The sequence below is a fragment of the Isoptericola sp. NPDC056134 genome (assembly GCF_042264825.1).
GTDB classification, from domain to species: domain Bacteria; phylum Actinomycetota; class Actinomycetes; order Actinomycetales; family Cellulomonadaceae; genus Isoptericola; species Isoptericola nanjingensis.
In genome coordinates, this window is the sequence record NZ_JBHJVM010000001.1 from 453,417 (window position 1) to 474,380 (window position 20,964).

General features: G+C 74.5%; 15 protein-coding genes. 5 read left to right on the forward strand and 10 right to left on the reverse strand.

The window, feature by feature from the left end; genetic code table 11:
* Positions 1–32 precede the first annotated feature (32 nt).
* Positions 33–704 carry a GAP family protein gene (locus ACFCZN_RS02005; RefSeq protein WP_430555645.1) on the forward strand — a complete coding sequence of 224 codons (672 nt, stop codon included), beginning with the start codon at positions 33–35 and terminating at the stop codon, positions 702–704.
* Here the strand turns inward: ACFCZN_RS02005 and ACFCZN_RS02010 are convergent.
* Positions 691–1,320, reverse strand: coding sequence for an AAA family ATPase (locus tag ACFCZN_RS02010; RefSeq protein WP_430555646.1), 630 nt, complete (start codon positions 1,318–1,320; stop codon positions 691–693). The two genes, ACFCZN_RS02005 and ACFCZN_RS02010, sit on opposite strands and share 14 nt — an antisense overlap.
* A gap of 82 nt (positions 1,321–1,402) precedes the next feature.
* Between ACFCZN_RS02010 and ACFCZN_RS02015 the strand changes: the two genes are divergently transcribed.
* On the forward strand, positions 1,403–4,321 hold the full coding sequence (locus ACFCZN_RS02015) for an FAD-binding and (Fe-S)-binding domain-containing protein (protein ID WP_430555647.1): 2,919 nt from the start codon (positions 1,403–1,405) through the stop codon (positions 4,319–4,321).
* On the opposite strand, the gene ACFCZN_RS02020 is transcribed toward ACFCZN_RS02015, so the two are convergent.
* Positions 4,249–5,205 (reverse strand): DMT family transporter, encoded by a 957-nt coding sequence (locus ACFCZN_RS02020; RefSeq protein WP_430555648.1) that lies wholly within the window; start codon positions 5,203–5,205, stop codon positions 4,249–4,251. The two genes, ACFCZN_RS02015 and ACFCZN_RS02020, sit on opposite strands and share 73 nt — an antisense overlap.
* 39 nt (positions 5,206–5,244) lie before the next feature.
* Here ACFCZN_RS02020 and ACFCZN_RS02025 point away from each other — a divergent pair, with 39 nt between their 5' ends.
* Positions 5,245–5,730, forward strand: coding sequence for a MarR family winged helix-turn-helix transcriptional regulator (locus ACFCZN_RS02025; protein WP_430555649.1), 486 nt, complete (start codon positions 5,245–5,247; stop codon positions 5,728–5,730).
* 129 nt (positions 5,731–5,859) lie between these two features.
* On the opposite strand, the gene ggt is transcribed toward ACFCZN_RS02025, so the two are convergent.
* Positions 5,860–7,719, reverse strand: a complete 1,860-nt coding sequence (ggt, locus tag ACFCZN_RS02030; RefSeq protein WP_429762753.1) for a gamma-glutamyltransferase — start codon at positions 7,717–7,719, stop codon at positions 5,860–5,862.
* A gap of 174 nt (positions 7,720–7,893) precedes the next feature.
* On the opposite strand from ggt, the gene ACFCZN_RS02035 reads away from it, so the two are divergent.
* Both ACFCZN_RS02035 and ACFCZN_RS02040 read left to right on the forward strand, forming a co-directional pair.
* Positions 7,894–11,991 (forward strand): phosphodiester glycosidase family protein, encoded by a 4,098-nt coding sequence (locus tag ACFCZN_RS02035; RefSeq protein WP_430555650.1) that lies wholly within the window; start codon positions 7,894–7,896, stop codon positions 11,989–11,991.
* A gap of 64 nt (positions 11,992–12,055) precedes the next feature.
* Complete coding sequence (locus ACFCZN_RS02040; RefSeq protein WP_429762751.1) at positions 12,056–12,280, forward strand: hypothetical protein; 225 nt, start codon at positions 12,056–12,058, stop codon at positions 12,278–12,280.
* A 36-nt stretch (positions 12,281–12,316) separates the two neighbouring features.
* On the opposite strand, the gene ACFCZN_RS02045 is transcribed toward ACFCZN_RS02040, so the two are convergent.
* From ACFCZN_RS02045 to ACFCZN_RS02075, 7 genes are all read right to left on the reverse strand, one after another.
* Entirely contained in the window at positions 12,317–14,347 is a 2,031-nt protein-coding gene (locus ACFCZN_RS02045) for an RICIN domain-containing protein (protein ID WP_430555651.1), read from the reverse strand.
* Between the two features lie 92 nt (positions 14,348–14,439).
* Positions 14,440–15,873, reverse strand: coding sequence for an aminopeptidase P N-terminal domain-containing protein (locus ACFCZN_RS02050; RefSeq protein ID WP_429762749.1), 1,434 nt, complete (start codon positions 15,871–15,873; stop codon positions 14,440–14,442).
* A complete protein-coding gene (locus ACFCZN_RS02055; protein ID WP_430555652.1) occupies positions 15,870–17,153 on the reverse strand; it encodes an alpha/beta hydrolase family protein in 1,284 nt (427 codons plus the stop codon). The genes ACFCZN_RS02050 and ACFCZN_RS02055 overlap by 4 nt, the downstream gene beginning before the upstream one ends.
* Entirely contained in the window at positions 17,150–18,154 is a 1,005-nt protein-coding gene (locus tag ACFCZN_RS02060) for an ABC transporter ATP-binding protein (RefSeq protein WP_430555653.1), read from the reverse strand. Before ACFCZN_RS02060 ends, ACFCZN_RS02055 begins: the two co-directional genes overlap by 4 nt.
* Positions 18,151–18,996: an ABC transporter ATP-binding protein gene (locus ACFCZN_RS02065; RefSeq protein ID WP_430555654.1), complete on the reverse strand. Its 846-nt coding sequence runs from the start codon at positions 18,994–18,996 to the stop codon at positions 18,151–18,153. Before ACFCZN_RS02065 ends, ACFCZN_RS02060 begins: the two co-directional genes overlap by 4 nt.
* Before the next feature lie 10 nt (positions 18,997–19,006).
* Positions 19,007–20,005, reverse strand: a complete 999-nt coding sequence (locus ACFCZN_RS02070) for an ABC transporter permease (RefSeq protein ID WP_429762744.1) — start codon at positions 20,003–20,005, stop codon at positions 19,007–19,009.
* Entirely contained in the window at positions 20,005–20,961 is a 957-nt protein-coding gene (locus tag ACFCZN_RS02075; protein WP_430555655.1) for an ABC transporter permease, read from the reverse strand. The genes ACFCZN_RS02070 and ACFCZN_RS02075 overlap by 1 nt, the downstream gene beginning before the upstream one ends.
* Positions 20,962–20,964: the final 3 nt, after the last annotated feature.

Genomic DNA, 20,964 nt, shown 5'->3' on the forward strand with positions numbered 1-20,964 from the left:
CGTTCGGACCAGACCCGGACGAAGGAGCACAGGTGGGCGCAGCGATCGGACAGTCCCTCCCGGTGGCGGTGGGCGTCCTCATCAGCCCGCTGCCGATCGTCGCCGTGGTGCTGATGCTGGTCAGCCGGCGTGCCAAGGCCAACGCCGCCGCCTTCCTGATCGGCTGGTTCGTCGCCGTCCTGGTCGTGGTCGCGCTCGTCGCCGTGCTCGCCGGTTCGGCCGCCCCCGACGAGGAGGGCACGCCCCTGTGGTCGGCGATCGTCAAGATCGTGCTCGGCGTGCTGCTCCTGCTGCTCGCGGTGAAGCAGTGGCGCGGCCGGCCGCGCGAGGGCGTCGAGCCGGAGACGCCGAAGTGGATGGCGGCCATCGACCAGTTCACGCCCGGCAAGGCGCTCGGCCTCGCCGTCCTCCTGTCCGCGGTCAACCCGAAGAACCTGCTGCTCGTCGTGTCCGGCGGTGCCGCCATCGCCTCGGCCGCACCGGGCGACACGAACGCGCAGGTCGTGGCCGCCGTCGTCTTCGCGCTCATCGCCAGCGCCGGCGTCGTGACCCCGCTGGTCATCTACCTCGCGATGGGGGAGCGCGCCGCCCACGTGCTCGACGGGCTGAAGACGTGGATGGTCCAGAACAACGGCGTGATCATGGCCGTCCTGCTGCTCGTCATCGGCGCCAAGGTGCTCGGCGACGGCATCAGCGCGCTGTGAGGCCGCGGCCGACCAGACGGTGACGGTGCTCCGCCGCGCTGCTGGAGACCTCCGGCTCCTCAGGCCGGGGACCCAGGGCGCGCACCCAGCGCTCGACGTCGCGGCGGCGGCGCAGCCGCACGACCTGCACGTGCGGCGCCTCGCGCGTCAGCCGCCGGTCGAGCCCGCGGAGCTTGTGCCGGGTGCGCCACGCCCACCGGAGGATGTGGTCGCGGTCGGAGAGGACGGTCCGCAGGGGCGGCTCGACGTTCCCGTTCCACAGCTCCGTCCGCCGCAGCCTGCGCCGCACGGTGCGCCGTCCGACCTGCCACAGCACGACCGGCACCGGCAGGTCGAGCCACACCAGCAGCTCGGCGCGCTCCAGCAGCAGCGGCCGCACGGGCGTGTACTGCCACTCGCTGACCCAGGCGTCCTGCGCGACGACGGCGCGGACGTCGTGCTCGAACTCCGTACGGGGCGTCCAGCCGGGGCCGTGGAACAGGCTGTCCAGCTCGGTGTACGGCAGGTCGAGGGCGGCCGCCACGCGCCCGGCGAGCGTCGACTTGCCCGCCCCGGACGTGCCCGCCACGAGGATCCGGCGGGCGGTCACGGGTGAGGGAGGGGCGTCGTGCGGCACCCGCCAAGAGTACGGTGGCGCCAGCGCCTCACAGCCCTCAGCCACGCCCGCGGTCGACGTCGACCCGGAGGACGGAGCACCCGTGCCGCACGACGAACCCGCCGGCTTCGAGCTGCGGACGGACCTGCTGACGCGGGTGGCGCACGCGCACGACGCGTCGCACTACCTGCTGCGCCCGGAGGTGGTGGTGCGGGCGCACGACGTGGACGGGGTGGTGGCCGCGATGCGGGAGGCGAGCCGCCGCGGCCTGCCGGTGACGTTCCGCTCGGGGGGCACGAGCCTGTCGGGGCAGGCGTCGGGCGCGGGGATGCTGGTCGACACGCGCGCGCGGTTCACGCGGGTGGAGGTGCTCGACGGCGGGGAGCGGGTGCGCTGCCAGCCCGGCGCCACGCTGCGGCTGGTCAACGGGCACCTGGCGCGGCGCGGGCGGCGGCTGGGGCCGGACCCGGCGAGCGAGATCGCGTGCACCGTCGGGGGAGTGGTGGCCAACAACTCCTCGGGGATGTCGTCGGGCACCACGCGCACCGCGTACCGCACCGTCGAGGCGATGACGGTGGTGCTGCCCGGCGGCACCGTGGTCGACACGGGCGCGCCCGACGCCGACGCGCGCCTGGCCGCCCTGGAGCCGGACCTGCACCGCGGCCTCGCGGAGCTGCGCGACCGGGTGCGCGGCAGCGCGACGATGCGCGCCGAGGTGGAGCGGCAGTTCGCGATGAAGAACACCATGGGCTACTCCGTGAACGCGCTGCTGGACCACGACAGCCCGGTGAAGATCCTCGAGCACCTGATGATCGGTTCGGAGGGCACGCTGGGGTGGGTCGCGGACGTCACGTTCCGCACGGTGCCGCTGCTGACACAGGTCGCGACGACGCTGCTCGTCTTCGACTCCCTCGAGCGCGCCACGGACGCGCTCGTGCCGCTGGGCGCCTCCGGCCCCGAGGCGATCGAGCTCATGGACCCCGCCTCCCTGCGGGTCGCGGCGGCGGACCCGAAGGCGGACCCCTCGATGCGGTCGCTGGCCGCGGGCGCCGGCATCACGGGCCAGACGGCGCTGCTGGTGGAGTACCGCGCCGCGACCGACGAGGCGCTCGCCCCGCTGCAGGACGCCGCGCGCGCCGTCGTCGACGGTCTCGCGCTGGAGCTGCCCGCCACGCTCACGACCGACCCCGCCACGCGCGAGCGGCTGTGGCGCGTGCGCAAGGGCCTGTACACGGCGGTCGCGGGAGCCCGCCCGGCCGGCGCGACGGCGCTGCTGGAGGACGTCGTCGTGCCCGTGGCCGACCTCACCGCCACGGTGCGCGACCTGGGCGGGCTGTTCGCGCGGCACGGCTACGACGGGAGCCTCAACGACGAGGCCGTGACCTTCGGGCACGCGAAGGACGGCAACCTGCACTTCATGATCACGCCTCGGCTCGGCGACACGGCGGAGCTCGACCGGTACGCGGCGTTCAGCGACGACCTCGTGGACCTGGTGCTCGGCCGCGGCGGCTCGCTCAAGGCCGAGCACGGCACGGGCCGCATCATGGCGCCGTTCGTGCGGCGCCAGTACGGCGACGACCTGTACGCCGTCATGCGCGAGATCAAGAGCCTGTTCGACCCGCGGGGGCTGCTCAACCCGGGCGTCATCATCACGGACGACCCGCACGAGCACCTGCGCGACCTCAAGGTCGAGGCCTCCGCCGGCGGCGAGGACGCCCCGCTCGTCGACCGCTGCGTGGAGTGCGGGTACTGCGAGCCGGGCTGCCCCTCGCGGACCGTCACGACGACGCCGCGCCAGCGGATCGCGCTGCTCAAGGAGCTCGCCGTCGCGCCCGAGGGCGAGCGCGAGGAGCTGGCGAAGGCGTACCGGTACTGGGGCGTGCAGACCTGCGCCGCGGACTCGATGTGCGTCGAGGCGTGCCCCGTCGGCATCGACACCGGCGTCGTGATGAAGGGGCACCGGGCGCGGTCGAACCCCGCCGTCGTGCAGAAGGGCGGCGAGGCCCTCGCGGGGTCGTGGGGCCCGGTCGTCGACGTGCTGCGCGGCGCGCTGGGCGTGGTGGAGAAGCTGCCGACGCCCGTGGTGCGCGTGGCCTCGGAGATCGCGCGCGGCGTCGTCGGGACCGACGTCGTGCCGCGCGTGGACGACGACCTGCCCGGCCCAGGCCTCCGGCGCGAGGCCGACGACCTCCGTGCCGCCACCGGCGGCGCACCCCGGGCCGTCCTGTTCTCGTCGTGCATGGGCGAGCTGTTCGCCCCCGCCCCCCGGGGCCTGCCGGACGTCGGCGGGAGCGCGGTGGGTGCCGAGCACGCCCTGCGCGTGCTGTGCGAGCGCGCCGGGATCGGCCTGGCCGTGCCGGAGGGGATCGGCGGCCTGTGCTGCGGCACCCCGTGGGCGAGCAAGGGCCTGCCGGACGGCGCGGCGCGGATGGCGCGACAGGTGCTCGACGCCCTGTGGGCGGCGACGCGCGGCGGGGCGCTGCCGGTCGTGTGCGACGCGTCGAGCTGCACGCACGGCCTGGTCGAGACGCCGCACCACCTCTCCGGCGAGGACGCGGAGCGGTTCGCCCGGCTGCGCATCGTCGACGCCGTGACGTTCGTGCGCACCGACGTGCTGCCCGCCCTCGCCGCGCAGGGCGTCGCGATCGAGAAGCAGGGCAGCGTCGTCGTGCACCCCACCTGTGCGACGGTGCACCTGGGCGCGGTGGACGACCTGCGCGCCGTCGCGGCCGCCGTCGCCGACGACGCCGTGGTGCCCGCCGCGTGGGGCTGCTGCGGCTTCGCCGGGGACCGCGGGATGCTGCACCCCGAGCTCACCGCCGCCGCCACGCACGCCGAGGCGACCGACGTCGCGGCGGGGGAGCGGGCACTGCCCGGCGGCCGGTACGACGCCTACGTCTCGACCAACCGCACCTGCGAGATGGGGATGTCGCGCGCCACTGGCCGCGACTACGTGCACGTGCTGGAGCTGCTGGAGGCGGCCACGCGCGGCTCGGGGCCCGGGGTCCCCGGCGCGCCCTGACGGGGCCTGGTCCTCCCTCCCGCGTTGACGAGCGCGACGCTCGCCAGCACGAGGCCGATCCCGAGCGTCTGGGACCCGGTGAGCACCTCGCCCCCGGCGAGGACCCCGAGCGTGACGCCGGTGACGGGGTTCAGCAGGCCGATCACGCCGACGGCCCCGGCCGGGAGGTGGCGGAACCCGCTGAACCAGCAGACGAACCCGAGCGCCGTCGCGACGAGGCTCACGTACGCGAACGCGAGGGACTCGGTGACCGAGAGCGCGGGCGGCGCGCCCTCGACGAGCGCCGCGGCGACGAGCAGCTCGAGGCCGCCGACGACGAGCTGCCACGCGGTGACCGTGAGCACGGGCGTCCCGTCCTGCCAGCGCTTGGTGAGGACGGCGCCGACGGACGAGAGCACCATCGAGGCGACGGACGCCGCGATGCCCCAGCCGTCGAGCGCGCCGGTCGCGGTGCCGACGATCAGCAGGACGCCGGCGCCGCCCACGGCGGCCGCGACGACGACGCGCGGCGTGGGCCGTTCACGGAGCAGGAGCCACGCCGCGCCGGCGATCGCGATCGGGCTGAGCGACATGAGCGAGGCGGCGACGCTGGACGGCAGCAGCTGGGCCGCGACGTACACGAGGCAGAAGAAGATCCCCATGTTCAGGGTGCCGAGCACGACCGAGCGCCACCACCACGACCCGCGGGGCAGCCGGCGCGCGACCAGCAGCAGGACGACGCCTGCCGGCAGCGCGCGGATCGCCGACCCCCACAGGGGGGAGCCCCCGGGGAGGAGGTGGTGGGTCACGACGTAGGTGGACCCGAACGCGACCGGCCCGACGGCCGCGACCAGGGGCCAGCGGACGCGCAGCCAGGCCCGGCGCGGCCCGGAAGAAGTTTCCATGGAAAGCATCCTACTTTCCGTGGAAAGTAGGATGGCCCCATGGCTGAGGTCGATCGCGTCGCGACGTTCGTCGAGCAGTGGCGCAGAGAACGCCCCGACCTCGACCCGAGCCCGATGGCGGTGATCGGGCGGATGCGTCGGATCTCCGACGACTTCACCGCCGCGCTCGTCGCGAACTACCGGCGGTTCGGGATCGGGGAGGGCGAGTTCGACGTCCTGTGCGCGCTGCGGCGCGCGGGCGACCCGTTCGCGCTCAACCCGGGGGAGCTCGCGGAGCACACCATGGTGACGGCCGGCGCGACGTCCAAGCGGGTCGACCGGCTGGAGGCCGCCGGGCTCGTGGCCCGGCAGGCGCGGGCCGGCGACGGGCGCGGGCGGGTGGTCACGCTGACGCCCGAGGGGCGCCGGCTCATCGACGAGGCGTACCCCGCGCACCTCGAGCTCGAGGAGGGCCTGCTGGGTCCCCTCTCGCGCGGGGAGCGCGAGCAGCTGGAGGCGCTGCTGCGCAAGCTCGTCGGCGGCTGACGCCGGAGGTCGCTGCGCCCGCGGGCATGAGGACCCGGCCCGGGGTGCTGGCCGGCGTCGGGCTCGCCGTGCTCGTCGCCGCCCTCCTGGAGCAGCACGAGCAACCGCCGCGGCTGCAGCGCCGACGCCTCACCGGTCCGCCGGGTGCACCACCATCGCGGCGCCGCCGCCGCGCCGTCGCGGCTCGGAGACGGCCGTGAGCAGGCCGTCGTCGCCGAGCTGCACGGCGGTGGCGGCCCCGATCTCGGCGGCGGAGGTGAACGCGTCGCCCGACGGCACGAGCGTGTGCCCGTACTCCTCGAGCGCCGGGCCGTAGGCCTCGATGAACTCCGGCTCGGCGGTGACGGACGCCGTGTTGCGCTGCGCCGCGCGCGGCGCGGCGAGCGCCTCGCCGATCGGCATGCCGCGGTCGAGGTGGTGGGTGAGCGTCTGCAGCACGGTCGTGATGATCGTGGAGCCGCCGGGCGAGCCGAGGGCGAGGACCGGCTCGCCGTCGCGCAGCACGATCGTCGGCGCCATCGACGACCGCGGGCGCTTGCCGGGCTCGATGCGGTTCGGGTCGTCCGCCGCCCACACGGTGGAGAAGTCGGTGAGCTCGTTGTTCAGCAGGAAGCCGCGGCCCGGGACGAGCATCCCGGAGCCGCCGGTCTGCTCGATCGTCAGGGTGTACTCGACGACGTTGCCGTCCCCGTCGACCACGGTGAGGTTGGTCGTCGAGACGTTCTCCGTGTCGGAGTCCGCGGGCGCGATCGTCTCCCCGCACGCCGCGTCGTCGGCGTCCACGTCGCCGGGCGCGACGGGCTTGGTCGCCGCGGCCTCCGGGTCGAGCAGGCACGCGCGCTCGGCGGCGAAGTCGTCCGACAGCAGGGTGTCGAGCGGGACGTCGACGAACGCCGGGTCGCCCACGTAGGCGCCGCGGTCGGCGAAGGCCAGGGCGCTCGCCTCGAGGTAGTGGTGCAGGTAGGCGGCGTCGTCCATGCCGGCCAGGTCGAACGTCTCGAGGATGTTCAGCGCCTCGCCCACCGTGGACCCGCCGCTGGAGGACGGCGCCATGCCGTAGACGTCGTAGTCGCGGTAGTCGGAGACGGTCGGGTCCTGCAGCAGCGCCTCGTACCCGGCCAGGTCGTCGAGGTCGAGGTAGCCGGGCGGCACTGGCAGGTCGGTGTCCGGCGAGGTCTGCGGGTGCTGCACGACGTCCACCATCTCGGCCGCGAGCTCGCCGCCGTAGAACGCGTCGGTGCCACGCTTCGCCAGCAGGTCGTACGTGTCCGCCAGGTCGCGGTTGCGGAACACGCTGCCGACGGCGGGCGGCTCACCGCCCGGCAGGTACAGCTCCGCCGTGGCGGGGAACGCGGCGAACCGCTCGGCGTTGCTCGCCGTCTGGTCGTGGAACGTCTGGTCGACGACGAACCCGCGCCGCGCCAGCTGCGTCGCCGGCTTCAGCGCCTTCTTGAGGGAGTAGGTGCCCCACTCGTCGAGCGCCGTCTGCCAGGTCGCGGGCGTGCCCGGCGTGCCGACCGAGACGCCGCTGGTCACCAGGTCCGGGGTGAACGGGTACGGCTTGCCGGTCGCCGGGTCGACGAACGCGTCGTTCGGCATCTCCGCCGGCGCCGTCTCCCGACCGTCGATCGTCTGCACCTCGCCGCTGTCGGCGTCGTAGTACACGAAGTACCCGCCGCCCCCGACGCCGGCGCTGTACGGCTCGGTCACCCCCAGCGCCGCGGCCGCCGCCACCGCCGCGTCGACCGCGTTGCCGCCCTTGCGCAGCACCTCCAGGCCGACGCGGCTCGCCTCCGGGTCCACCGTGCTGATCGCGCCGCCGTACCCGACGGCGGTCGGTACCTTGATGTCGTCGCGCGGGGCGGCGCTCGCCGTGGACGCGGCGGTGGTGCCCACGACGGCGGTCGTCGCGGTCAGCGCCGCCGCGCCCAGCGCGGCGAGCGCGCGGGTGCGACGGGCGGGGCGGGAGGAGGAGCGTCGGCGGTCCATGCGTTCCACCATGGCGGATCCGGACGTCGGTCGCGCGCCGTGCGGCGGCGTTTCGGCGCCAGCTCGACGGTGAAAAGTTTCCCTGCTGGTTGACAGCGTGAAAGTTGGTGGCAACCTGGTCGCGGGACGCTGCGACGGCGCACGTCCCGGCCCGACCAGCGGAGGATCCCCCCAGTGAGCCGAGCACAGAGCCGAGCACTGCCCCCTGCCCGACGGACCGTGCCCCTCGGGGTCGGTCTCCTGCTCGGCCTGGCGATGGCGGTGCCCGCGGGCGCCGCCGCGGCCGCGACGCCCGATCCCGACCTGCCGCTCGCCACCGCCGGCGTCGCGCCCGCCACGGCGGGCACGGTCTCCGACGACGTCGCCGACCTGCCGCTGGACGACGCGGGCGCGGCGATCGTCACCGAGCGCGCGGAGCGGCTGATCGCCCCGGGGCTGGAGCTCACGGAGTTCGCGCGCGTCTCCGCGGAGGGCTGGCTGAGCGGCGAGGTGCTCGTCGCGCACCTCGGCCGGGACGGCGGGCCGCGCCTCGGCTACCTCGGCCCCGACGCCGTCGCCGGCAACGCGACCGTGAGCGAGATGGCCGCCGACCGCAGCGCCGTCGCCGCGATCAACGGCGACTTCTTCGACATCAACAACTCCGGCGCCGCGCTCGGCGCGGCCGTGGACGACGGCACGCTGCTCAAGTCCGCCGCCCCCGGCCGCGAGAAGGCGCTGACGGTCGACACCTCCGGCGTCGCGCGCCTCGCCGAGCTGTTCCTGGAGGGCACCGTCGCCCTCGGGACGGGAGACGACGCGCGCGAGCTGCCCGTCGCGGGCCTCAACGTCACCGCCGTGCCGGCGGGCGGCGTCGCGGTCTTCGACGCCGCCTGGGGCGACGCGGCCCGCACCCGCCCGCTCGGCGCGGGGGAGCAGGGCGTCGAGGTGCAGGTCCGCACCGCACCCGGGAGCGACGAGGGCGCGGCCGGGACCGTCGTCTCCGTGGGCGCTCCGGGATCCGGTCGCCTGCCCGCCGACGTCCGCGCCGTCGTCGCCCGGCCCGGGGCTGCGGCCGACGCGCTGGCGGCCCTCGCGCCCGGCGACGAGGTGACGCTCGAGTACGGCCTGCGCGACGACCTCGGCGAGCTCCGCACCGCGATCGGCGGCGACCCCGACGACTGGCTGCTCGAGGACGGCGAGGTCACGTCGTCCACCAGCGACTTCGCCACGCTCCGGCACCCCCGCACGGCGGTGGGCCTCAGCGCGGACGGCACGACGGCGTACCTCGTGGTCGTCGACGGCCGGCAGGCGCAGAGCATCGGCGCCTCCCTGCCCGAGCTGGGCCGGTTCCTCGATCAGCTCGGCGCCGACGACGCGATCAACCTCGACGGGGGCGGCTCGACGACGATGGTCGCGCGGCTGCCCGGGGACGCGGGGACCAGCGTGCTGAACAGCCCGTCGGACGGCGGCGAGCGCCTGGACGCGAACGGCCTCGGGCTGTTCACCCCCGAGGGGTCCGGCGAGGTGCACGCGTTCGACGTGCGCGCGGCCGTGCCCACGGGCGCCGCGCCCGCCGGCGACGCGCTGCGCGTCTTCCCCGGCCTGCACCGCACCCTGACCGCGGCGGGGTACGACGAGTCCCGCGCCCCCGTCGACACCCGTCCGGACGACTGGACGACGACCGACGCGGCGGTCGCCGCCGTCGCCCGCGCCGACGACGGCGCGGGGGTCGTCACCGGCGTCGCGGCCGGCACCGCGACCGTCCGCGCCGCGACCCCCGCGGCGGACGGGGTGGCGACGGGCTCCGCGGAGCTCACGGTGCTCGGCGGCCTCGAGCGCCTCACCGTTCCCGAGCCGGTCGTGACGCTCCCGGACGCGGACGCGACGGCGTCCCTCACCGTCGTCGGGCACGATGCCGACGGGTACGCGGCGCCGGTCGAGGCGCGCGACGTCGAGGTCATGGGCGGCGACGGCGTCGCCGCGCTGGAGCCGGCGGCCGACGGGTCGTTCACGGTGCGGGCGCTGCAGGGCGCGGGCGCCGCGACCTTCACGCTCGCGGTCGGGGACGAGCAGGTCGAGGTCGCCGTGGCGGTCTCGCTGAAGGACGTGGTCGTGGCGGACCTGGCGGACGCCGACCGCTGGACCTCGGCGCACGACCGCGCGCCCGGCGGCTCGGTCACCCCCGCCGAGGGCCACGAGGGCGCGGCGGGCCTGACGCTGACCTACGACTTCACGCAGTCCACCGCGACCCGCGGCCAGTACGCCGTCGCGCCGGACGGCGGGACCGTGGTGCCCGGGCAGCCGCGCACGCTCACGGCGTGGGTGCACGGCGACGGGAACGGCGCGTGGCTGCGGCTCCAGGTGCGCCAGGGCGACGGGGTCGTGACCAACCTCGACGGCCCGACCGTGTCGTGGGAGGGCTGGCGCCAGGTGCAGGTCGTCGTGCCCGAGGGAGTCGCGTTCCCGCTCACGCTGCAGCGCCTGCGCCTCCTCGAGACGCGGGCGGCGGAGCAGTACACGGGCGAGGTCGTCGTCTCGGACCTGCGCGCGCAGGTGCCGCCGGACGTCGACGCGCCGGTGGCGGAGCGGGTCGAGGACCCGGTGGTCGTGGCCGACGGCGCGACGGACGACGCGCCGTTGCGCGTCGCGGTGCTGTCGGACGCGCAGTTCGTCGCCCGGGACCCGGGGTCGGGGGCGGTGCTGGGCGCGAAGCAGGCCCTGGCGGAGATCGTCGCGGCCGACCCGGACCTGCTCGTCATCAACGGCGACCTGGTGGACGAGGCGTCGCCCGCCGACTTCGACCTGGCCCGCGAGGTGCTCGACGAGGGCCTCGCCGACGCCGACTTCCCCTGGTACTACCTGCCGGGCAACCACGAGGTCATGGGCGGGTCCATCGAGAACTTCGAGGACGAGTTCGGCGAGCGGACGCACGTCGTCGACGTGCCCGACCCGCGCGGCGACGGCGGCACCACGCGCCTCGTCATGCTCGACTCGTCCAGCGGTCGCCTGGGCAGCGACTTCGCCCAGCTCCGCGCCCTGCGCGACGCGCTCGACGACGCGGCCGCGGACGACGCCGTGACGGGCGTCGTGACCTTCTTCCACCACCCGCTCGACGACCCGCTGCCCACGAAGGCGAGCCAGCTCGTCGACCGGGTCGAGGCGGAGACGCTGCGCGGCTGGTTCGAGGACTTCCGCGAGACGTCGGGCAAGCAGCTCGCCTCCGTCGGGTCGCACGTGGGCGTCTTCCACGCGGCCACCGCGGACGGGGTCCCGTACGTCGTCAACGGCAACTCGGGCAAGAGCCCGGCGAGCACGCCCGACGACGGCGGGTTCACCGGCTGGTCGATGATCGGCGTCGACCCGGCGGCGCAGGGCACCGGCGACGGCGGCTGGTTCTCCTGGGAGGTCGAGGCGCGCGCCGAGAGCGTCGCGGTGAGCGGGCCCGAGGAGCTGGCCGTGGGCACGTCGGGCCAGGTCAGCGCGCTGCTCACGCAGGACGGCACCCGCCAGGTGCCGGTCGCGTGGCCGGTGTCGTCCCGCTGGGGCGGGGAGCGGGTGTTCGTCGGCTCGCCCGACGACGCGCCGTCGGGCGCCGTGCTGGCGCTGGACCCGGCGACGCACGAGGCCACCGCCGTCGCGCCCGGCCGCGCGACCGTCGAGGTCGAGGTGAACGGCGTCGTCGGCACGCTCGACGTCCTGGTGCCCGCCGGGGCGCCGGGTACCGCCCGGATCAGCGACGACAACGGCTGGGACACCGGCCTGCGCGACGGCGACTACCGCGTGCTCGTCGACCTGTGGTGGGGCGAGAACGCCACCGGCCTGCGGCTGTACGAGGACGGCGCGCTGATCCACTCCGAGAAGCTCGCGCACGGCGGCACGGACGCCCAGCGGATCGCCGTCCCCGTCACCGGGAAGAAGAACGGCAGGTACGAGTACACCTGCGAGCTCGTCAACGCGGCGGGGACGACGCCGTGCGCCGGCCCCCACACGGTGCGGGTGACCGACGCGAACCCGGGCACGCCCACGCTGTCGCACGACAACGGCGACGGCGACGGGGACTACGTCGTCGCGATGGACAAGTGGTGGGGCACGCAGGCCACCGGCTACGTCCTCTACGAGGACGGCGTCGAGGTGGACCGGCAGGAGCTGGTCCCGGGGACCGGGGGAGAGGCGCAGTCCGCCGCCACCGTGCTCGCGGACCGGGATCCCGGCACGCACCGGTACGTCGCCGTCCTCACCAACGCCGCCGGCGAGACCCGCAGCAAGGAGATGGCCGTCCGCGTGCGCCGCTGAGCGCCGCGGCACCGACCGCGGCGGGCGTTCGCCCCGCCCGCCGCGGTCGGCATATCCTCGGACCATGAGCGACTTCCAGGTCAACCCGCGCGTCAAGTCCGAGCCCACCGGCGCCGTCCTCGGCCGTTTCCTCGGCGCGCTCGTGCTCTTCCTGGGCGGTCTGGTGCTGCTCGGCTCCGGCGCCTCCGGCGGGAACCCGACCCTGGACCCCTACATGGTCGTCGGCGGCATCCTCGCCGTCGGGCTGGCCTTCGGCCTCCCGATGATCGGCGCGCACGAGCGGGGCTGACCCGCAGCCCACCACCTGTGTCGTGACGTCGTCCGGTCAGCGCCGCGTGACGACGAGGACCTCCGAGACGTTCCCCGCGCGGTCCGTCGCACGCGCCTCGACACGGTCGTGCGGGTGGATGCGGATCGTCCCGCCGTAGGTGGTCCACTCGCCGCGGCCGACCCGGTACTCCACGAGCGCGACGCCGGACGCGTCGTCCGTCGCGTCGAGGGTCAGGGTCTTCCGGTTCGGGTGGGCCCACGCGGACGTGACCTCCGGGGCGGTGACGTCCGGCAGCAGGTAGGCGCCGACGCCCTGCGCCGCGGTCCGGGTGGTGTCCTCCAGCAGCCACCGGGTCGCGGCGGCAGGGTCCGACAGGGTGAGCGAGACGCCCGACGCGGTGTGGCCGTCGACGTCGAGAGCACCGCCGGTGGCCGCGTTGACGAGCTGCCCGTCGTGCTCCTGCTCTGTCGAGGCGTCCGGCGCGAACGTCCACCGCTGCCGCGGGTCGTCCGCGTCCGCCCGGACGCCGGCGTACCGGACCTCGGTGTCCGAGACCGCGGCGAGCGCGCCGGAGCCGTCGGACGCGGCGATCGTGTACGCGCCGCCGCCGACAGGGGCGAGCGACCACACGCCGTCGCCCCACCTCGACCAGACGACCATGTCCCGCTCGGGGTGGTCGCCGTCGCCCGCGTACCGGTCGATCTGGTACTCGGTGCCGATCCCGTCGGTGACGATCCGGAACGCGTCCGTCGCGAAGTCGACGCCCTCGGCGGTGACGCGCTCGGGCGCCTCGGGCACCTGCGTGAAGTCGCCGTGGTAGACGTCGGGCGCCGGCTCGTCCCACGGGGCCGGGAGCGTGAGATCCGCGGGGTAGACCTTGGCGAACAGCGCGTAGGCCTGCGGGTCGTACTCCTTCAGCTCCGCCCGGGTGTTGATCGGGCTGCGCACCCCGTCCGTCCAGTCGGGCTTCTCCGCCATGACGTCGAACCAGATGGCCGACAGCGTCGCGAAGTACTCGTCGATGTTGCCGATCGCGTACGTGTTCGGCCACCGGCCGGTGGACCACGAGTTCTCGTACGCCCTGTAGAGCTCGTCGGAGAGGCTCTTGTCGGCCAGCGTCTCGATGCCCACGAGCCGCACGGCGTGGCCGAACTCGTGCACCAGGATGTTCTCGTTCCGGTAGCCCGTGTTGAGGAACGCGTTCTCGTCGTCGCGCGTGCGCAGCACGTTGCGCTCGGAGATCGACGACACGCAGCCGTTCCACTCGCTGCCGCCGTACCCCTCGACGTCGTACATCTCGGGGTCGTAGCCGCCGCGATGCTCGGGCACGAGATAGGCGTTCTCGCGCGCCGCGTACACGGCGAGCGAGCAGCCGAAGTCGGCCATCCGCGCCGCGATCCCGTTGTCGGCCTTGCCGAGCTGGACGTCCACCTGCGCGGCGGCCAGGTCGAGCGTGGCGGGGTCGACGCGCGGGTTCGCCTTGACGACGATCCCGGATCCGGTGGTCACGGACTGCGTGTAGTAGTCGAGCCGGGGGACGCCGGTGTACGTCACGTCCTCGGCGGGCCGGCCCTCGGCGTCCTCGATCTGCGACCCGTCGACGGTGACCGTGAGCGGCTCGTCGGGGTCGAGCGTGCCGGTGTACGCGATGCTCGCCAGGTGCAGGTCGTCGGGCAGGCGCGCCATGCTGTTCGCGTCCGACGCGGCGATCTGCCGGTTGTCCTTGTCGAAGAAGATCGTGTCCGTGGGCCCGGTGGCGGGCTTGGCGGTGAGGGCGACGGTGGTGCCGCCCTGGCTGAGCGTGACGTTCTCGGGGCTCACCGCCGCGGTCTCGTCGACGTACCGGTCCCACGAGATCTCGAGGAACCTGCCCTCGTTGATCACGCGGACCTCGGTGACCTGGGGGCCGTCGTACGTCGGGTCGACGGCGACGGTGCCATCCGCCGCCACGGGGATCTCGGGCGGCGCGTCGGCCGCGGCCGCCGTGCCCGCTCCCACGAGCAGCGACGCTCCCACCGCCACCGCCGCCGCCGTCGCCGCTGCCGTCAGGGCGGGCAGCCCGCCCCGGTCTCGTCCGTTCTTCACACCAGTTCCCTTCGTCTGCGGAGGTCCTGCCTGACGGGGGTGACGCGGGTGTTGCTCGGCCCCGCCCCGGCAGGCGCCGGGGCGGGGACGCCTCAGACGGCGGCGGGCAGCAGCGCCGACGTCCAGGCCTCGACGCCGGCGGCGTCGATGGGCAGGGCGTCGGAGAGCACCTCGTGGCCGTCGGGGGTGACGAGCAGGTCGTCCTCCAGCCGCACGCCGATGCCGCGCAGCTCCGGCGGCACGGTGAGGTCGTGAGCGTGGAAGTACAGGCCTGGCTCGACGGTCATGACGACGCCCGGCTCCAGGTCGGCGCCCATGTACTGCTGCCAGTCGCTGTGCGCGCAGTCGTGCACGTCGAGGCCCAGGTGGTGCCCGATGCCGCACACGAGCCAGCGGCGGTGATGCTGGCCCTGCGGCGACAGCGCCTCGTCGACGGAGACGGGCAGCAGGCCCCAGTCGTGCAGGCCCTGCGCGATCACCTCCATGGCCGCGTAGTGGAAGTCGAGGTAGTTCACGCCCGGCTTCACGTGCGCCATGCCGGCCCGGTGGCTCTTCTCCACCAGGTCGTGCACGGCGCGCTGCTCCGGGCTGAACCGGCCCGACGGCGGCACCGTGCGCGTGACGTCGGCGGTGTAGAGGGTGGTCGTCTCGACACCCATGTCGAGCAGCAGGGCGGCGTCGGGGAGCACGGGGCCGTCGCAGCGCACCCAGTGGAGGGTGGGGGCGTGCGGGCCGCTGCCGACGATGCTGGCGTAGCCCGGCCCGTTGCCGGTGGTGCGGGCGTGCCGATCGAACGTGCCCTGCAGCCAGCGCTCGCCGCCGGACCGCACCGCCGCGGGGATCTCCCGGGCCACGGCCTCGAAGCCCGTCACCGTGTGGTCGACGGCGGCGCGCAGCTGCGCCACCTCCCAGGCGTCCTTGACCATGCGCAGGTCCGCGCACGCCCGGGCGAGCTCGGCCGAGGGCTCCAGCCCGTGCCGCGCCACGACGTCGTCCGGCACGGCGCGCCCGGCCCACCAGCCGGAGCCGTGCGCCAGGGCGTCGTCCAGGTCCGCGAGCGGGCGCACCGGGACGCCGAGCGCCCGCGCCCACTCGCCGAGCCCGGGGGAGGCGCCCACCCACAGCTCGCCGTGCATCGCGTCGGAGAAGAAGGCCGGGTCGCCCGGTCGCGCGGGCGGCGGCGCGTAGAGCACGGCGTCCGCCCCGTGCAGCACGACGACGGCGTCCTCGAGCTGGCAGCCCGTCAGCCACACGAAGTCGCTGTCGGCCCGGAAGTCGTACGACGTGTCGTTGCTGCGCACGGGCGCCCGGCCCGCGCCGACGACGACGGTCCGCCCGCCGAGCCGCTCCGCCAGCCGGGCGCGGTGCGCCGCGGCGGCCTCGGCCGCGCCGTCGGGCACCCGGGCGGGCACGACGTCGGTGGACCAGCCCTGGGCGATCATCTCGGTGAAGGCCGGCACCTCCGTGAGGCGCGGGGTGCGGTTCCCCGAGTGCGGGGGCCGGTGGTCGTGGGCCTGCTGCGTCATCGTCGTTCTCCTCCTGCGTCCCGGACCAGCTCCCGCAGGCGCCGCAGCACCCGAGGGTCGCCGATCCCGTCGTGCTCGTACTCGTTGGTCACCCAGGCGTGCGAGCCGCCCAGCCTGGACAGGGTGTCGAGCTGCAGCCCCGAGTCCACGTACATGTCGTCGAAGTAGACCGCCGCGGCCAGCGGCACGTCGTTCGCGGCGAGGCGCTCGACGTCGTACAGCGGGCTCCACTCCCGGCGCGCGGCGAGCTCGTGCACCGCCGGCGCGAACGGCTTGAGCAGCCGCACCTCGTCGAACATCCACGGGAACGCCATCTCGCCCGTGAGCAGCAGCGGCCGCTCGTCGGGCCCGAACTGCGGCCGCTCGTCGCGGGCGCGCTGCGCCGCCCACGCCGTCGGGCCGTTCGCCCCGTCGCCGTAGATGGACTCCTGGAGCGTCCAGAACAAGGGGTTCGACGCCGACGACGAGCGCACCAGCACCTGCTCCAGGAACGCGTGCGACAGGCGGCCCGGGCGCACGAACGCCTCGTCGACCAGCCAGTGCAGGCGCTCGGACCCGGGCTTCATCCCCAGGTCGATCCCCAGGGACTGGAACCGGTGCACGGTGAGCGCGTCGCCGTCGGGCAGGCGCACGTCGCCCTCCGCGAGCCGGTCGGCGATCGCGGCCACGGCGTCGACGTCCTGCGGGTACAGGTCGTAGTACCGGCGCGTCTTGGCCTCGGCGCGCGCGAACGTGCGCCGGTAGACCTCGTCGGCGCTCGCGGGCGTCCCCGGGATGCCGCCGGTCACGTAGCAGGCCGCCAGCCCCTCCGGCGCGGTCGAGAGGTAGGCGAGCGTGATCCAGCCGCCGAACGACTGGCCCAGGCTCGCCCACCGGCGGCCGTCGTAGTGGGTGCGGCGCACGTGCTCCAGGTCGGCCACGATCGAGTCGGCCCGGAAGCATGCCAGGTAGTCGGCGCCCGCGACGGCGTCGCCGCGCGCCGCGACCGCCTCGCCGTCCAGCGGCGTGCTGCGGCCGGTGCCGCGCTGGTCCGGCAGGATCACGCGGTACGTGGTCAGGGCCTCGTCGAGCCAGCCGTCGCGCTTCAGGGGACGGGGTGACGCGCCGCCCGGCCCGCCCTGCAGGTAGACCAGGAGGGGCAGGTCGTCGCCGCGGCGCTCGGGGTCGACCAGCTCGCGCCAGAAGACGTCGATCTGCTCGCCGTCGGGCCGGGCGTGGTCGAGGGGGACCGCCGTCGTGCGTTCCGTGACGTGCAGCCCCGGCAGGTGATAGGTGGTCACGCGGTCGTCTCCTCCTCGGTGCCGGCGGCCTTTGCCTCGCGGTCGGGCGTGGCCGTCGCGGCCCGCGCCTCCGCCGCCTCGCGCCGCGCCCGCTCCCACTCGGGGCGGATGCGCGGCACGGCAGCCAGCAGGGTCCGGGTGTACTCGTGCTGCGGGTCGTCGAAGACGGCGTCGCGCTCGCCCTGCTCGACGATGCGGCCCTTCGACATCACCGCCACGCGGTCGGCGATCTGCCGCACCACCGCGAGGTCGTGCGCGATGAAGAGGTAGCTGAACCCCTCCTCGCGCTGCAGCCGGCGCAGCAGGTTGATGATCTGCGCCTGCACGGACACGTCGAGCGCGGAGACCGCCTCGTCGCAGACCACCAGCCGAGGCGACACGGCGAGCGCGCGGGCGATGCCGATGCGTTGCGCCTGGCCGCCGGAGAACTGCGAGGGGTAGCGGCGGTGGTGGTCGGGGTCCAGGCCCACGCGCTCCATGAGCTGCTGCGTGAACGCCCGGGTGCCGCCCGGCACCTCGCGCCCCTGGTAGACCAGCGGCGCGGTGACGATGCGCTCCACCGTGTGCCGCGGGTTGAGCGACGAGTACGGGTCCTGGAACACCACCTGCACGTCGCTGCGGAACCGCCGCAGCCGGTCGCCCTTCGCGCGCGTCACGGGCTCGCCGTCGAAGACGACCTCGCCCGACGTCGCGTCCGTCAACCGTGCGACGATCCGCGCCGTCGTCGACTTGCCGGACCCGGACTCGCCGACGAGCGCCAGCGTCTCGCGGGCGCGGACCTCGAGGCTCACGCCGTCGACCGCCCGGAACGTGTCCGCCCGCCCCAGCAGCCCGCCGGTGCCGGGCACCGCGAACTCCTTGACCAGGTCCGTGGCGCGCAGCAGCGGCTCGGACGACTGCGACGTCGGGGCCGCCGGCGCGCTCGCGGGGGCGACGGTGCTCTCGCCGGTGCTCGCCCCGGTGCTCTGCCCGGTGCTCTGCCCGGTGCTGGTGGCGCTCATGGCTTCCCTCCCACGCCGGCGGCGGCGTCGATGCCGCGCAGCTCGCCGATCTCGTCGTCGATCCGGGGGACGGCGTCCAGCAGCGCCCGCGTGTACGGGTGCTGCGGGTCGGAGAACAGCCGCTCGGCGGGGGCCTGCTCCACGGCCACGCCGTGCCGCATGACGACGACGTCCTCGGCGATCTCCGACACGACGGCGAGGTCGTGCGAGATGAGGATCAGCGCCGTCCCGGTCTCCCGGCGCACCTCCTGGAGCAGGTCGAGGATCTGGGCCTGCACGGTGACGTCGAGCGCGGTGGTGGGCTCGTCGGCGATGAGCAGGTCCGGCTCGGTGGAGAGCGCCATCGCGATCATCACGCGCTGGCGCATCCCGCCGGAGAACTGGTGCGGGTAGTGGTCCACGCGCCGCGCGGCGTCCGCGATGTGCACGCGCTCCATCGCCTCGACCGCGACCTTGTGCGCCTGCCGCCGCGTGACCCCGGGGCGGTGCGCCCGGTAGGCCTCCTCGATCTGCATCCCCACGGAGTAGTACGGGTTCAGGGACGACAGCGGGTCCTGGAAGATCATCGACATGCGGTCGCCGCGCAGGCGCCGCACCTTCGACTCGGGCAGCGACGTCAGGTCCGCGCCGTCCAGGGAGACCCGGCCGCGCAGGCTCGCCGTGGGCGGCAGCAGCCCCATGACGGCCAGCGACGTCATCGACTTGCCGGAGCCCGACTCGCCGACGATCCCCAGCGACGCGCCCTGCTCCAGCGTGAACGAGAGCCCGTCCACGACGTCGACCGGCCCGTGGGCCGTCCGGAAGGTGATGGTGAGGTCCTCGACCTCGAGCAGCGTGCTCATGCCTGCCCCCTCATGCCCTCGCTCCGATCCGGACGCGCGGGTCGATCGTCGTGTAGACGATGTCCACGATCACGTTCCCGACGATGACCAGGAAGGCCGCGACGAGCGTGACGCCCATGATGACCGGCTGGTCGTTCTTGGTGATGGAGTCGGACGCCATCTTGCCGATGCCGTTGAGGCCGAAGACGGTCTCGATGATGATCGCGCCGCCCAGCAGGCCGGCGAAGTCCATGCCGAACAGCGTCACGACCGGCGTCAGCGCGGGCCGCAGGGCGTGCCGCCGCCACACCAGCCGCGGGGCGAGGCCCTTGGCGCGCGCCGTGCGGACGAAGTTCTCGTCGAGCGTGTCGAGCACGTTCGCCCGCGTGAGCCGCTGGTACATCGACGCGTAGGTGAACGCGAGCACCAGCCACGGCATGACGAAGTTGAGGAACCACTGCCCGGGGTCGGCGGCGAACGGCACCGCCTGGGGGAAAGGCAGCCACCCGAGCCGCACCACCAGCACGTACTGCAGCACGAGGGCGAGCACGTAGTTGGGGATGGAGACGCCGCCCAGCGCGGCGCCGGTCGCGGCCCGGTCGAACCAGGTGCCCTTCTTGATCGCGGCGATCATGCCGCCCGAGACGCCCATCAGCAGCCACAGCACGGCCGCGCCCACGGCGAGCGTGGCCGAGACGCCGAAGCGCTGCTCGAACATCTCGAGCACGGGCTGCCCGGTCTGGAAGGAGTAGCCCAGGCACGGCGCCGCGCAGTCGATCGCGTTGGCGCCCGTGCCGTACGTCGTCCCGACGAACAGCCCGGACAGGAAGCCGAGGAACTGCTCGTAGAACGGCCGGTCCAGGCCCAGGTTGGTGCGGATCTGGTCGATCAGCTCCGGCGTGCAGTTCTTGCCGCAGATCTGCACCGCGGGGTCGGGGGAGAGCGCGAAGAAGATCGCGTACGTGAACAGGACGACGAGGAACAGCACGCCCACCATGCCGGCGAGCCTCGTCACGAGAAAGCGGACCATCAGCGCCTCTCCCCCGCGTCGACGACGTCCTTGAGCCGGTCGCCCAGGACCGTGAAGGACAGCACGAGCAGGAACAGGAAGGTTCCGGGGATCAGGAAGTACATCGGGTCGACGGCGTACCAGCTCATCGACTGCGCGATCATCTGCCCCCAGGACGGGGTCGGCGGGACGACGCCCACGCCGAGGAAGCTCAGTCCCGCCTCCGTGCCGATGTACCCGGGCACGGCGAGCGTCGTCATGACGATGATCGTGGAGCGCAGGTTCGGCAGGATCTCCAGCAGCACGATCCGCCAGCCCGACGCCCCGGACGCCCGGGCCGCCTCGACGAACTCGCGCTGCGTGATCGTCATCGTCTGGCCGCGCACCACGCGGGCGAGGTAGGGCCACCCGAACACCGAGATGACGAGCACGAGCAGCGGCGCGCGGTTGCTCGCGGGGAGCGCCGACAGGATCGCGATCATGAAGATCAGGGCGGGGAACGCCATGAGGAAGTCCATGACGCGCGACACGACCTGGTCGACCTTGCCGCCGTGGTACCCGGCGAGGAGCCCGAAGAGGACCCCCATGAGCGTGGTGAGCGTGGTGGCGGCGAGCGCGATGAGCATGGAGGTGCGCGCTCCGTAGACGATGCGTGCGAACAGGTCGCGGCCGGTGCCGGGCTCGACGCCGAACCAGTGCTCGGCGCTGATCCCGCCGAGCGGACCGATCGGCAGGCCGCCGAGATTCGGGTCGATGGCGGTCTGGTCGAACTCGTACGGTCCCCAGCCGGAGAGCTTGACGACGAGCGGCGCGGCGACGGCCAGGAGCGCGACGAGCGCGATGTACGACAGGGCCAGCACCGCCCCGCGGTGGCGGAGCAGATGGTGCCAGACGCCCTGCCGGGGCGCCGGGGGCGCGACGCCGACGGACGGCGCGCCCCCGGTCTCTGCCTCGAGCGTGGTCATGCTGATGGTCATGGC